Genomic DNA, 13,186 nt, shown 5'->3' on the forward strand with positions numbered 1-13,186 from the left:
CGGATGGACTTAGCCCGTTACGCCATCTGCAAGCCGGTCAACATCTGGGTGTTGCTCCTGATCTGCCTGATCGGCGGGACCATTGCGTTCTTCGAGATGGGCCGCCTGGAAGATCCCGAGTTCACCATCAAGGAAGCCGTCGTCACGGTGCAATATCCCGGCGCGACTGCCGTAGAGGTCGAACAGGAAGTCACCGAGCCGCTGGAAAGCGCCATCCAGGAACTCGCCGAGATCAAGGAAATCCGCTCGCGCTCGATGATCGGCCAGGCCGAAATCCGTGTGGAAATCCAGGACCGCTACACCGGCGAGCAGCTCGATCAGATCTGGGACAAGCTGCGCAACAAGCTCGACGATGCCCGGAAGGAGCTGCCACCGGGCATCGACCCACCGCTGGTCAATGATGATTTCGGTGACGTCTACGGCATTTTCTTCGCCTTGACCGGCGACGGCCTGACCCTGGAAGAGCTGCACGAGGTGGCCAAGGATCTGCGCCGTGGCCTGATCACGGCTAACGGTGTCGGCCAGGTCGAAATCGCTGGCGTGCGCGAGGAACGGATTCTGGTCGAGGTCGATCAGGCGCGCCTGGCCGCGCTGCGTCTGTCTCCACAGGAACTGGTCGCCGCGCTCAGCGACGCCGATGCCGCGGTGGAAGCCGGCGGCGTGCGCGCCGGCGAGTTCTTCGTGCATATTCGCCCGAGTGGCGCCTTCGATTCGCTGGATGCCCTGCGCGCGCTGCCAGTCGGCCAGGGCCAGCAGAGCGTCGACCTGGGCTCCATCGCCACTTTGAAACGCGAGTATGCCGAGCGGCCTCGCCAGATCATCCGCCATAATGGCGAGCCGGCGCTGACGCTAGGAACCAGTGGCATTTCCGGCAGCAACATTGTCGAGGTGGGCGATAGCGTCGAAGCGGCGCTGCAGGCCATGCAGCCCTTGATGCCGCTGGGTGCCGAGCTGCATCCGCTTTACCAGCAGCACAGCATCGTCAACGAGTCGGTCAATAACTTCGCGCTGAACGTCTTCCTGTCCGTGGCGATCGTCGTCGGCGTGCTGTGTCTGGCGATGGGCCTGCGCGCCGGCATGATCATCGGTGCAGTGCTGTTCCTGACGGTGCTCGGCACGCTGCTGTTGATGTGGCTGGCCGGAATCGAGCTGGAGCGCATTTCCCTCGGCGCGCTGATCATCGCCATGGGCATGCTGGTGGACAACGCCGTGGTGATCTGCGACGGCATGCTGATCCAGAAACAGCGCGGCATGAGCATCCTCGACGCGTCACGCAAGACCCTGCAGCAGACGCAATGGCCGCTGCTGGGCGCGACCATCATCGGCATTCTGGCGTTCGCCGGGATCGGTCTGTCGCAAGACACCACCGGCGAATTCCTGTTCTCGCTGTTCTTCGTCATCGCCGTCTCGCTGCTGCTGAGCTGGCTGCTGGCGCTGCTGGTGGTGCCGCTGTTCGGCCATTACCTCCTGGAGCGCAAAGATGACCGGCAAGCGGACGACGCGAAAGGCGCCGACGAGGCTTACAGCGGACCGATCTACAACCGTTACCGTCGCATGGCCGGCGCAGTGCTGGCGCGCCCCTGGCTGACGCTTGGGGTATTGGTGGTGCTTACCGTGCTCAGCGTGCTGGGTTTCAGCCGTGTGCCGCAGAGCTTCTTCCCGCCGTCGAGCACACCGCTTTTCTACGTCAATCTGTTCCTGCCGCAGGGCGCGCACATTCGCGAAACCAGCCGCACCGCGGAAGACGTCGAGGGTTACCTGAAGGGGCTCGACGGCGTCACCGATGTGTCCACCTTCGTCGGTGCGGGCGCGTCGCGCTTCATGCTGACCTACGCGCCGGAGCAGCCCAACCCGGCGCTGATGCACTTTCTGATACGCACCGAAGATGCGGAGGTGATCGCTGGACTGGTTCACGAGGTGAACCAGACATTGCCAGGCCGTTACCCTTCTGCCGATGTCGCCGCCGCGCAATTCCTGTTCGGACCCAACGCCGAAGCCAAGCTCGAAGCCCGCATCAGCGGGCCGGAGCTGGAAGAACTGCGCCGGTTGTCCGCCGAAGGTCAGCGAATACTTCAAGAACAGGGACAGGTCTTCAACGTCCGCGACGATTGGCGCGCCCCGGTGCCGGTGCTGCGCCCGCAGCTGGATCTGGACCGCCTGGCCGATGCGGGGCTGACCCGCCAGCAGGTGGCGCAGGCGTTGGCCGTGGCCAGCGAAGGGCAGCAGGTAAGCGTCTTCCGAGATGGTGACGAGCTGATTCCGATATTGCTACGCGCAACGCCCGAGGATCGCGTGGCGCCGGGCGACCTGCTGCAACGGCTGATCTGGAGCCCGGCGACCAACCGCTACGTGCCGCTGGCGCAAGTGGCCGACGGCATCGAGGCCACCACCGAGGAATCGATGATCCGCCGCTACGGCCGCGAGCGCACCATTGCTGTGCGCGCCGAACCGCGCGACGGCGAGAACACCAACGTCGCCTTCCAGCGGATTCGCCCGTTGATCGAGGGCATCGAATTGCCGGTCGGCTACTCGTTGGAATGGGGCGGCGACCATGAGCAGTCTTCCGACGCTCAACAGGCGCTGGCCAGCACCCTGGCGCTGCCCTATCTGGCGATGGTGCTGGTCACGGTGTTGCTGTTCGCCAAGGTGCGCCAGCCGCTGATGATCTGGCTGGTGGTGCCGATGGCGCTGTGCGGCGTCACCCTCGGCCTGCTGCTGACCGGCCAGGCATTCGGCTTCATGGCGCTGCTCGGCTTGCTCAGCCTGACCGGCATGCTGATCAAGAACGCCGTGGTGCTGGTGGATGAGATCGACCGGCAGATCGCCGACGAGGTCCCACGCCTGACCGCCATCATCGAGGCATCCGCCTCGCGCCTGCGGCCCGTGGTCATGGCTGCGGGCACCACGGTGCTGGGCATGGTGCCGCTGCTGTTCGATCCATTTTTCGCCAACATGGCGGTGACCATCATGGGCGGGCTGGGTTTCGCCACGCTGCTCACGCTGTTGGCGGTGCCGTGCCTGTACCTGCTGTTCATGCGCGTCAAACCGGAGGAAACCTGATGCCGCGCCGATTGCCTCGTACGCCCCTGCTCTACGCATTGGCATTGGCGCTCGGCGCCTGCTCCAGCGTGCCCGAGCGGCCCGCGCCCGATGTGCCTGAATCCTGGTTTCATGCGGTGCGCGAGCAACCGGCAGACGCTGAGGCGCTCGCCGACTGGTGGCGGCAGTTCGACGATCCGGCATTGACTCAGCTGGTGCACCGGGCATTGGCAAACAACCGCGACATCCGTCTGGCGATGCTGCGCGTCGACACCGCGCGGGCGCAGTTGCGTCAGACTCGCGCCGGGCTGTTCCCGACCTTCGATCTGCCAGGTTCGGCCAGTCGTCAGTGGATCGAAAACAACAATGAGCAAGACCCCGATAGCCCCATCGGCGAGTTCGTCCCGGATGACGACGTGATCACCTTCGACAGCTGGGAACTGGCGCTACAGGCTACTTGGGAGTTGGATATCTTCGGCGCCACCCGCGCACGGACCGACAGTGCACGGCAGCAGATTCGCTCGGCCCAGGCCAAGGCCATCGCCGCTCGGCTGGCGGTTGCCTCGAATACCGCTCAGGGTTACGTGCAACTGCGTGCGCTGGAAGGCCAGCGGGCGTTGCTGGTGGAAGGTATCGAACTGGCCTCAGGGCTTGAGCGTATCGCCCGCGCGCTGTTCGAGGCCGGCGAGGTCACCCGTCTGGATGTCGAAGCCAGCGCCGCCGAGCGGGCTTCGCTGGAAGCCGATCTCGATGAACTGGACATCGATCTGGCCGAAGTGCGGTTGGCGTTGGACACGCTGCTTGCCGAACCGCCGGGCAGCACCGCGCGCCAGCTCACAGCGTCGACTAACGTGCCGCTGGCAGACCATCCCATTCCGCCGGGGCAACCGCTGGACCTGCTGCGCAGACGCCCGGATTTGATCGCCGAAGCCGCGCAACTGGAGGCCGCACAACTGCAGTCGCTGGCCGCTCGCCGTGACTTGTTCCCGACGCTGGCCCTGCAGGCTGCCGTGGGCCGCTCAGGGCTGGCGCTGGGTGACGCCATTTCCAGCGCATCGAACTTCGCCCGCCTCGGCGCCACCTTTGGCCTGCCCTTCCTCGACTACCGGCGACGTGGCGCGGCCATCGATCTGGCCGATGTCGAGGGTGAAAGCACGTATCTCGGTTTTCAGCAGACCTTGGCCGAGGCGCTGGAAGAGGTCGAGCGATCATTGGTACGTATCGACGGCCAGCAACGCCGCCTGGATTCGCTGCGTAAGACCCTGCGCCATCGCCAGTACGCCTACGAGCTCGCGCAGAAAAGCTATCGGTTGGGCGAGGCGAATCTCAACGAAGTACTCGATGCCCAGCGCGGCTCACTGCAGGCGAGGCAGCAAGCCCTGCAGGGCCGCACCGCTCTGGCGACAGCGCAGGTCGTGCTGTTCGTGGCGCTGGGTGGCGGCTGGGAGATGAATCCGAATGCGCTGGGGGCTGGGACGGACACCGAGACGTCGGGCCAATAGAGCCTGGCCGAGCCGGACGCGAATGCTCATGGTCCTACGCTCTTGCATGGAACCGCCGATACCAAGCGCTCCGGCGTCTTGGACGCAAAGCGTCCCCGAAGTGCCGTGCCCAGGCGGGACCGTGGGCACGATCAATCCGTGCCTTCCTCGACGTTAGATCATCGCCAGCTGATCTGGCTGTTTCGGGCTCTGGCTATGGAGCTGGCTTACCCACCGAAACCAAGCTCTGAGGCCGGGCCGAGCGCCAAGGCCGAACAAGTTCAGCCCTACAACTGCTCCGTGGAGCCAAAGACCTTCGGCCACCTTGCCAGCACAGCACCCGTCACAGTGATCAAGGACACCACACTGCCTCGTAGGGCCGAATTCATTCGGCCCTACGGCCGCCCGGTTCGCGAGCAAGGACTCGGCGTCCCCCTCGCTCCTACGAAAAGCGCACGGGGCGAACCTCGCTTTTTTCGATCACCCCCGCATCCACGGCGGCGTGGGCGGCTCGTCGTTAGGCTCGTCCGTTGCGTTGCGCAACGCTTCCTTGCGCGCCTGATCGGCGAGTGTCGCCTTGATTTCACGCATCACCGCGTCCAGGTCAGCGGCATCCTCCGGCTCGGCAAATTCACCGGTCAGCTTGGTCTCTGGCGTCAGCTTGCCGTCCTCATACAGCGCCCACATTTCCTTGGCATAACGGGTGAACTTGAGTTCCGGCGCGAACTGCCCGAAGTACGCCGACATGTTGCCGACGTCGCGTTCGAGCATCTCGAACGCATGGTTATTCCCTGCCGCGTCGACCGCCTGCGGCAGGTCGATGATGACCGGGCCGTACTCGTCGAGTAGCACATTGAATTCGGACAGGTCGCCATGCACCAGACCGGCGCAGAGCATCTTCACCACCTCGCCGATCATGAAGGCATGGAATTCGCGCGCGTCGTCGGGGTGCAGGTCGACGTCGTTGAGACGTGGAGCGGCGTCCCCATCTTCGCCGGAGATCATCTCCATCAGCAGCACGCCATCGAGGAAGTCGTACGGCTTGGGCACACGCACGCCGGCGTCTGCCAGCCTGAACAACGCTGCCACCTCGGCGTTCTGCCAGTTTTCTTCCTTTTCCTTGCGCCCATGCTTGGAGCCCTTGGCCATCGCCCGGGCGTCGCGGCTGCTGCGGACTTTGCGACCTTCCTGGTACTTCACCGCCTGACGAAAGCTGCGGTTGTTGGCTTCTTTGTATACCTTCGCGCAGCGCAGCTCTTCACCGCAGCGCACCACATAAACAGCTGCTTCCTTGCCGCTCATCAGCGGCCGTAGCACTTCGTCGATCAGCCCATCCTCGACCAGCGGCTCGAGTCGTTTTGGCGTTTTCATCAGTGGCTTACAGACCCTATTCGACTATGCAGGCATGCAGGTTACGGTAATCGTCAGCACGCTTCCATGCTCGCCCGCAAGTTTGAAAGCGCATTGCGGATTGGCATCGCGGGCGAGCAGGACGGACAATCGAACCCGACTACCCAAGGAGCCGCGAAATGATCGATTTCGACCGCTGCTGGCAAGCTCTCAGCGAACGCGACGCAGACTTCGATGGCCGCTTCGTGTTCGCCGTACGCTCGACCGGCATCTTCTGCCGCCCAAGCTGCCCAGCGCGTCGCCCCCGGCGGGACGGCGTCAGTTTCTTCAGCAATTCAGCAGACGCCGAAGCCGCCGGCTATCGCCCATGCAAGCGCTGCGCGCCGCATGGCCAGAGCCCGACCGAGCAGCTGGATGCGCTGGTGATCGCCGCCTGCCGTCTGCTCGATGAAAATCCCGAGCCGATGACGCTGGACCGGCTGGCTGCCCGCATCGGCCTGTCCACCTCGCATCTGGCCCGCGCATTCAAGGCCCGAACCGGCCTTACGCCTCACGCATGGGCGGCGGCGCGGCGACGCGAGCGGTTGGAGGCGCAGCTCCCAGGCGCCGAATCGGTACTCGGCGCGGCGCTGGAATCAGGCTATGGCAGCACGCGCGGCGCCTATCAAAACATTGCCGCACTCAGCCCGGCACAGCGCCGGCGCAAGGGGGCCGGCGAAGCTCTGCGTTATGCGATCAGCCCGTGCCCCCTGGGATTACTGCTGGTCGCCGCCAGTGACAGGGGCATCTGCGCTCTATTGTTCGCCGATGAGGAGCAAGCGCTGCTCGACGAGCTGCAATCACGTTTCGCCGCGGCGGAGTTGACGCGCGATCAAGCTGGGCTCGGCGAATGGCTGCACTCGATTCTGGAGCAGTTACACGAACCGACTCGCGCCGCCCTGCTGCCGCTGGATCTGCGCGGCACGGCGTTTCAGCAACGCGTCTGGCAGGCCTTGCAAGACATTCCGGCTGGCGAGACTCGCCGTTATGGCGAACTGGCGGCGAGCCTGGGCACCCATGCGCGCGCCGTGGCCCGTGCCTGCGCCAGTAATCCGATCGGGCTGCTGGTGCCGTGCCACCGCGTCGTCGGAGCCAACCAGGCGCTGACCGGTTACCGCTGGGGCATCGAGCGCAAGACCGCTCTGCTCGAATCGGAGCGAGGAGAATCGGGAGCCTGACGGCGATCTGGCGGTCGGATATTCCACGCCACCGGAAAAAGAGCCGCCTCCATGACCGAACTGAAACGCTACCGCATCCATTACCTGATCAATGGCAACCCAGCGTCGCTGACGCTGGACGCCTTCGAAGAGCCGGCCATCGAGCAGGCCGAACTGGAAATACTCCTGCATCACGTCAGAGAACCGCGCGCCACCACTGACGCCCCTTGGGAGATTCCGGAGCGCGCCAGCGAGCACAGCCGAATGGCCGAGCTGGGCGTCAGCGACATCCAGATCGAAGAAGAACAAAGGCGCTGAGCCCCCCCGATACAACGAAAGGAGATGCCCGCCGTGCCCCTGATCGACACCCACACGCACCTGGACTTCGACCCCTTCGATACCGACCGCAGTGAGGTGCTGGCCCGCTGCGCCCGTGTGGGCGTCGAGCGCATTCTGGTGCTCGGTGTGCATCAGGCTAACTGGGAGAGGGTCTGGCAGATGGCACTGGACGAACCCGCCGTGTACGCCGCGCTGGGGTTGCATCCGGTCTTTCTGCAGGATCATCGACCGGAGCACATGGAGGAGCTGCGCGACTGGCTGCAACGCCTGCGCGGGGAAGAAAAGCTCTGCGCCATTGGTGAGATCGGCCTGGACTATTACATTGAGGATCCGGACAAGGAGAGGCAGCAGCACATTCTCGAAGCCCAGTTGGACCTGGCGGACGAATTCGAGCTGCCGGTACTGCTGCACGTACGTCGTGCCCATGCACCGATGATCGCAACCCTGAAGCAGCGAAAGCTCAAGCGCGCCGGCATCGCCCATGCCTTCAGCGGCAGCTGGGAAGAAGCCCGCGAGTACATCAAGCTCGGCTACAAGCTCGGCCTGGGCGGCGCCGGCACCTGGCCGCAGGCGCATCGCATGCATCGGGTGCTGCAGCAGCTGCCGCTAGACAGCATCGTCCTAGAAACCGACGCGCCAGACATCACGCCGCACAGCCATGCAGGGCAACGCAACAGCCCGGAGTTTCTTCCGGACATCTGCCGCGAACTGGCCGAGCTGCGTGGCATCAGCCCTGATGAACTGGCGGATGCCAGTTACCGCAACAGCCGCGAGCTGTTTGGCTGGAAGTGAGGATCAGCTTGCCGAACCGGCAAGCGCTGCATGGAAAGCGGACATAGCCATAGCTGGCATTGGATCAGTGCGATCAGACGCGAACGCACTAAACGACGTAGAAGCTGAGACCACCAGCTTCAAATACGGGGTAGCGGAGGTCAGTCCTCCAGCGGATCGTGACCCCAGTTCATTAACGATTGGTGCCAACGGCTATCCTGGATATCGCCCTTTGGCCGCTGAGCCAAATGCCGGTGGACGTAGCCGATGACCTTGCGCATGGCTTGGTAGTCATCTTCTTCGAGGTCGGCCTGACGCCGCCCCTTGAGTTCCAAAATGCGCTTGCCCATGGCATGCCCCACCGCTTCGCCATCGCTTGGATCGGTAACTTTCTCGCCCTCGGCAGTCATACCGACGCTGCGGCTGGTCTCACTCTCAAGCCAGCGACGCAGGGCAGATGGCGCCATGTTCACAACCTGATGGAACTCTTCGCGGATATCCCGCCGATCATCGTCGTCGAGCGTGCTCATTGCTCGCCCTCCCGCTTCAGCGCCGCGACCAGCTCGTCCTTCTTCATCTTCGAGCGCCCACGAATGCCGCGCTGAGCGGCGCGGCGCATTAGTTCGGGTTTGTTCAGTCCGCTCAGGGCCGGTTCGCGCTCGCGGCTGGCCTTGTGCGCGACGTCTACCGGTTGCTTTGAATGCTGCTTCCCGCGCCGTGAGTCCGCGCGCTTCTTGCGTGTCGTGCGGGCATACTCTTCGTCGCTGAGCGATTCTCGGGCGTGCTTGGGTAGATAGCGTTCACCGGTTTCGCCAGAGGGCTTACCGGACTGAGTGCCCCAATCCTCGCGGGTCCACTCTCTTAGATGGTTGTCGGCCGATTTCTTGCCTTCGTAGCCACCGCCGCGCTTCTTGTACTCCTGCACGGCATATTGCGCCTTGCGCGCAGACCACTGACCGGGCTCGCCGCCCTTGCTGCCATCGGTGACCTCTTTCTTGACCCGCTCCCACAGTGCGGGGTCGGTCTTTTTTGCGGTGCTGGCCATGAAGCGCAACTCCCAGGTTTGCCTGTTCGGCAGACCCAGGTGTGAGAGGAGTTGTTCATAGCCACCGATGGATGGCCTGGCACCGTATGCAGCTGACGATCAGACCCGAAATGCGCCGATCAATTGCTGCAAGCGCCCAACCAGCTCGGTCAACTCGCGACTGGCCTGCTCGGTATGCCCAGCGCCTTCGGCGGTACGCTGCCCGGCTTCGTTGATCGCGACGATGTTGCGGTCGATGTCGTGCGCGACGGCGGTTTGTTCCTCCGCGGCGGCGGCGATCTGCTGGTTCTGGTCGACGATGACGCCGACCGCACCGAGAATGTTTTCCAGCGCCTGACGAACCTGGGCCGACTGATTGACCGTCTCATCGGCCATCGAGTGGCTGGCATGCATGGTTTTCACCGCAGCGCCAACGCCGCCCTGGAGCCGCGCGATCATCTGCTCGATTTCTTCGGTGGACTGCTGGGTGCGTCTGGCCAGGTTGCGCACTTCATCGGCGACCACCGCGAAACCACGCCCCTGCTCGCCGGCACGCGCGGCTTCGATCGCGGCGTTGAGCGCCAGCAGATTGGTCTGCTCAGCGACACCTTTGATGACGTCCAACACCTGACTGATGGCCTTGCTGTCGCTGGCCAGCTGATTGATCACGGTGACCGACTGCTCGATTTCCGCGGCCAGCCGCTCGATACCACTGACCTGAGCCTCGACCAGACCGCGCCCGCTAACCGTTTCTTCATTGACGCTTTGCGCGCTGCCGACCGCCGCCTCAGCACTGGACGCGACGCCCTGTGCGGTCGCCGACATCTGGTTCATCGCGGTGGCGACCTGCTCGATCTGCCCGCGCTGTTCGGACACCGTCTGATTGCTTTCGCCCGAGACGGTCTCCACACGCGAAGCCTGACGCTCCACCTCACCGACGGTCTGGCCGACCCGCTCGATCAGCTCACGTATCTTGGCCACGGTCTCGTTGAATACCTGGCCCAGTTCGCCCAGTTCATCGCGGCTTTGCACGTTGAATCGCGCAGTCATGTCGCCTGCGGCGACGCGGTCCATGGTTGCGCCGAGGCTCTTCAACGTCGCGCGAGTGGACATGTAGAACGCGCTGTAGAGATAGACCACAAGCACGAACACCAGCACCAGCGCGGCCAGCAACAGAGTCATGAGCAGGCGTTTCTGCTCCAGGCGCTGCTCGAGCTGCTCGTCGAGGAAGCCCAGAATCGCGTCGTTGAGCGCGTAGGTCTTCGCCATCTCGGCGCTGATCAGGTCATAGAACGCGTCCCATGGCTGATCCAGCGCTTCGGCCATGATCACCTGGTCCTGGAAGATATCGCTGCTGATCCTCAGAGAGTCGCGACTGGCGGCGGTGTGGCTGTCGAGCTGGCGCTGCGCGGACGCGCTACTGGCCAATACGTCCTGCAGCTGAGCGCCGTATTGAGCCTGTTGCTTCTCCAGCTCCAGGAGAAGTTCGTCCAACTTATTGCTGGCGTCGGAGTTCAGATAGCCCTGGCCGAAGGTGTAGGAGCCGACTGCTCGCCCTTCGCCGAGGATGGCGGTGATCGAGGGCGTGACCGAGGTCAGTAGCTCCGCCAGAATCCGAACATCACGCTGGCTGTCCTGGCTCAGACCCGACTGGCTGGCGATCAGCTTGATCATCACCTGAGCCTTGCCCAACAGCGCACGCGCCATGGCGACCTTGGTTTGCAGCGATTGCTGCGCCTGCGCCTCGCGCAGGGCGGCATCGAGGTCGTCCCGGCGGGTATTGAATTCGGCCACTTGTTCGGGGTTATCGCTGACTGGCGTCAGACTTTGCATCCGCGCGGACAGCCCTCGTTCGGCGTCCGCCAAACGGGTCACCAGCGCCTGTACCTCGCCGGTCTGGCCAATGATGCCCTCGATTTCCACGAGGTCTTTCCAATCTTCCATCTCGCGGCGCAGCTGCAATGCCGTACCCAGCAACTCAAGGCTCTGCAGTTCGGTGCGGGTGCCCTCGAATTCCCGATATGAATCACGCACCAGATAAAAATTGGTGAGCAGCATGGGAACGAAGAAAAGAACGCTGATCAAGCTGAACTTCATGCCGAAGCTCAGGCGATTCATCAACGCGATGGCGGGATACAAAAGACCTTTCAAAAGACGTCTCCCAATTTTTATTGTTGCCAACAGCATCAAGGCTGCAGCAAGGGCTCGTCAGAGTGTGAGGAACTTATACGGGATATCGGTCAGGGGTTATGTAACTTAAGGTAATGGCAGAGTGATGGCGCGACAAGCGGCAGAAGGCCCGCCAATTCCGACCTATCCACGGTGCTTATGCAGGCGCCAGACGACGGGCGGCGGCGACGCGGCGCCCGACGCAATTGCGCGGGGCGGCTAGAGAAAGAGCGTCCAGAGCGCGATGGCGGCATACCAGAGCATGCGGGTTCTCACCAGCAGTGCGGCAAGGCTGTCCAGCCGTGAGATACCCGCCTCGCCTTCATACGGCTCGCGCAGATCCGCCGCAGCAGGACCGACGTTGGCCAGCAGCCGCGGCGCGGGCGTTTCCCAGCGCAACAGATCCTGCAGCAGGGCGCGATTCATTGCGACGAAGTTACCGACCAATCCGAAGCTGACCAGCAGAAGCCGCACCGGCAGCCAGTCGAAAGCGTGTCGCAGCTGCCCTGCCCGCTCGCGCACGGCTTCGCTCCCGGTGTGTTCAATCGTCAGCGCAAGCAGCCGGTAAGCCAGTGCAGCCATGGGACCGAGCAGCACGTACCAGAAGATCACCGCAAAGAAGCCTTGATGGCTACGCCAGAGCAGCTGCGCCTCGACGGCGCGCAACAGGCTCGGCGCATCCGGCGCGCTGAGGCCCAGGTCGCGCTCGGCCACCAGAGCGGCGGCGTTGCCATCACCCCGGCGCCAGGCGTCGCGGAACGCCCCGAATTCACGCTTGCCCTGCCCTCGTCCCAAACTGTAGAGCAGCAACAGCAGATGCAGCGGCAGGCTGAGCCAACCGTAGGCCAGCGGCTTGAGCGCCATCAGTAACAAGCCGAGCACCAGCACCGGCAGCAGCACCAGGAGCGAGAGAGACAGCCATGGCCTGGACGCCATGTCCGCGCGCCCTTCGACGCGCCGCAGCAACTGCAGCCATGGGCCGTCGTGCTGCACGTCACGTCGCCAATCGGTGAGTTTGTCGATGAGCAGAACCAGCAGCACCACGAGAAAAATCATTATCGAATCCTATGCGAGGCTCTCAGGCCACGATCGAGGCCGCGCGCAGGCGCAGCCAGTCGAATGCCGGGCCGGGGTCGGTCTTGCGGCCCGGTGCGATGTCGCTGTGACCGCAGACTCGCTCCGGCGTGATCGCCGGATATGCCTGTTGCAGCAGGAGGCAGAGGCGGATCAGGCTGTCGTACTGGGCCTCGCTGAAGGGCAAGTCATCGGTGCCTTCCAATTCGATGCCAAGGGAGAAGTCGTTGCAGCTTTCGCGCCCATCGAAGCAGGAAATCCCGGCGTGCCAGGCGCGATCCAGACAGGAGACGAACTGCGTGATCGCACCATCACGCTCGATGAGAAAGTGCGCCGAGACCTGCAGGGCGGCGATTTCTTCGAAGAAAGGATGTTCGTCGCTGGGCAGGCAATTCTGAAAGAACTGCTGGACCTTGCCGGTCCCGAAGCAACCCGGCGGCAGGCTGATGTTATGGATGACCAGTAACGAAATCTCGTCATCGGGGCGCTTGTTGAAGTTGGGCGAGGGGCAATGGCGAATGCCTCGGCACCAGCCTGTCGCATGATCCAGCTGCATCGAAGCGGAACCTGGGTTGGCTGAGGGGTCTGCAGGCTAGCGCTTGCACGCTGCACGCTGCAAGCTGGAAACTGGAAACTGGAAACTGGAAACTGGAAACTGGAAACTGGAAACTGGAAACTGGAAACCATTGTGCCTAGCTGGCGCGCCGAAACACCGTCCAGCCCTTACTGCTTTAACTTCACGC

Annotated in this window: 11 protein-coding genes; 5 read left to right on the top strand and 6 right to left on the bottom strand. The window is 63.6% G+C overall.

Annotated features, from left to right (window positions below):
• Positions 1–3 precede the first annotated feature (3 nt).
• Positions 4–3,060 carry an efflux RND transporter permease subunit gene (locus tag NA647_RS11815; RefSeq protein ID WP_256057873.1) on the top strand — a complete coding sequence of 1,019 codons (3,057 nt, stop codon included), beginning with the start codon at positions 4–6 and terminating at the stop codon, positions 3,058–3,060.
• Entirely contained in the window at positions 3,060–4,541 is a 1,482-nt protein-coding gene (locus NA647_RS11820; RefSeq protein ID WP_256057874.1) for an efflux transporter outer membrane subunit, read from the top strand. The genes NA647_RS11815 and NA647_RS11820 overlap by 1 nt, the downstream gene beginning before the upstream one ends.
• Before the next feature lie 459 nt (positions 4,542–5,000).
• Here the strand turns inward: NA647_RS11820 and NA647_RS11825 are convergent, their stop codons facing one another.
• Positions 5,001–5,891: a PA4780 family RIO1-like protein kinase gene (locus NA647_RS11825; protein WP_256057875.1), complete on the bottom strand. Its 891-nt coding sequence runs from the start codon at positions 5,889–5,891 to the stop codon at positions 5,001–5,003.
• A 158-nt stretch (positions 5,892–6,049) separates the two neighbouring features.
• Between NA647_RS11825 and ada the strand changes: the two genes are divergently transcribed.
• From ada to NA647_RS11840, 3 genes are read left to right on the top strand one after another with little or no spacing between them, the layout of a single operon-like run.
• Positions 6,050–7,087, top strand: coding sequence for a bifunctional DNA-binding transcriptional regulator/O6-methylguanine-DNA methyltransferase Ada (gene ada, locus NA647_RS11830; protein WP_256057876.1), 1,038 nt, complete (start codon positions 6,050–6,052; stop codon positions 7,085–7,087).
• Between the two features lie 51 nt (positions 7,088–7,138).
• Positions 7,139–7,384 carry a hypothetical protein gene (locus tag NA647_RS11835; RefSeq protein ID WP_256057877.1) on the top strand — a complete coding sequence of 82 codons (246 nt, stop codon included), beginning with the start codon at positions 7,139–7,141 and terminating at the stop codon, positions 7,382–7,384.
• A gap of 33 nt (positions 7,385–7,417) precedes the next feature.
• On the top strand, positions 7,418–8,197 hold the full coding sequence (locus NA647_RS11840) for a TatD family hydrolase (RefSeq protein ID WP_256057878.1): 780 nt from the start codon (positions 7,418–7,420) through the stop codon (positions 8,195–8,197).
• Positions 8,198–8,337: 140 nt separating this feature from the next.
• Here NA647_RS11840 and NA647_RS11845 read toward each other — a convergent pair whose 3' ends face one another.
• The 5 genes from NA647_RS11845 to ampD form a co-directional block, all read right to left on the bottom strand.
• On the bottom strand, positions 8,338–8,706 hold the full coding sequence (locus NA647_RS11845; protein ID WP_256057879.1) for a DUF3140 domain-containing protein: 369 nt from the start codon (positions 8,704–8,706) through the stop codon (positions 8,338–8,340).
• Entirely contained in the window at positions 8,703–9,221 is a 519-nt protein-coding gene (locus tag NA647_RS11850) for a DUF5872 domain-containing protein (RefSeq protein ID WP_256057880.1), read from the bottom strand. Before NA647_RS11850 ends, NA647_RS11845 begins: the two co-directional genes overlap by 4 nt.
• 99 nt (positions 9,222–9,320) lie before the next feature.
• The gene (locus tag NA647_RS11855) at positions 9,321–11,351 is read right to left on the bottom strand and encodes a methyl-accepting chemotaxis protein (protein ID WP_256057881.1); all 2,031 of its coding nucleotides are present in this window, start codon (positions 11,349–11,351) and stop codon (positions 9,321–9,323) included.
• Positions 11,352–11,588: 237 nt separating this feature from the next.
• Positions 11,589–12,425 (bottom strand): regulatory signaling modulator protein AmpE, encoded by an 837-nt coding sequence (gene ampE / locus NA647_RS11860; RefSeq protein WP_256057882.1) that lies wholly within the window; start codon positions 12,423–12,425, stop codon positions 11,589–11,591.
• Between the two features lie 22 nt (positions 12,426–12,447).
• A complete protein-coding gene (gene ampD / locus NA647_RS11865; protein ID WP_256057883.1) occupies positions 12,448–12,999 on the bottom strand; it encodes a 1,6-anhydro-N-acetylmuramyl-L-alanine amidase AmpD in 552 nt (183 codons plus the stop codon).
• Positions 13,000–13,186: the final 187 nt, after the last annotated feature.

This window comes from Stutzerimonas stutzeri (assembly GCF_024448985.1).
Taxonomy (GTDB): domain Bacteria; phylum Pseudomonadota; class Gammaproteobacteria; order Pseudomonadales; family Pseudomonadaceae; genus Stutzerimonas; species Stutzerimonas stutzeri_AP.

Coding starts and splice junctions, on each gene's coding strand:
- NA647_RS11835 (WP_256057877.1), top strand. CDS start 7,139: ATGACCGAACTGAAACGCTACCGCATCCATTACCTGATCAATGGCAAC.
- NA647_RS11820 (WP_256057874.1), top strand. CDS start 3,060: ATGCCGCGCCGATTGCCTCGTACGCCCCTGCTCTACGCATTGGCATTG.
- NA647_RS11850 (WP_256057880.1), bottom strand. CDS start 9,221: ATGGCCAGCACCGCAAAAAAGACCGACCCCGCACTGTGGGAGCGGGTC.
- ampE (WP_256057882.1), bottom strand. CDS start 12,425: ATGATTTTTCTCGTGGTGCTGCTGGTTCTGCTCATCGACAAACTCACC.
- NA647_RS11845 (WP_256057879.1), bottom strand. CDS start 8,706: ATGAGCACGCTCGACGACGATGATCGGCGGGATATCCGCGAAGAGTTC.
- NA647_RS11825 (WP_256057875.1), bottom strand. CDS start 5,891: ATGAAAACGCCAAAACGACTCGAGCCGCTGGTCGAGGATGGGCTGATC.
- ada (WP_256057876.1), top strand. CDS start 6,050: ATGATCGATTTCGACCGCTGCTGGCAAGCTCTCAGCGAACGCGACGCA.
- ampD (WP_256057883.1), bottom strand. CDS start 12,999: ATGCAGCTGGATCATGCGACAGGCTGGTGCCGAGGCATTCGCCATTGC.
- NA647_RS11815 (WP_256057873.1), top strand. CDS start 4: ATGGACTTAGCCCGTTACGCCATCTGCAAGCCGGTCAACATCTGGGTG.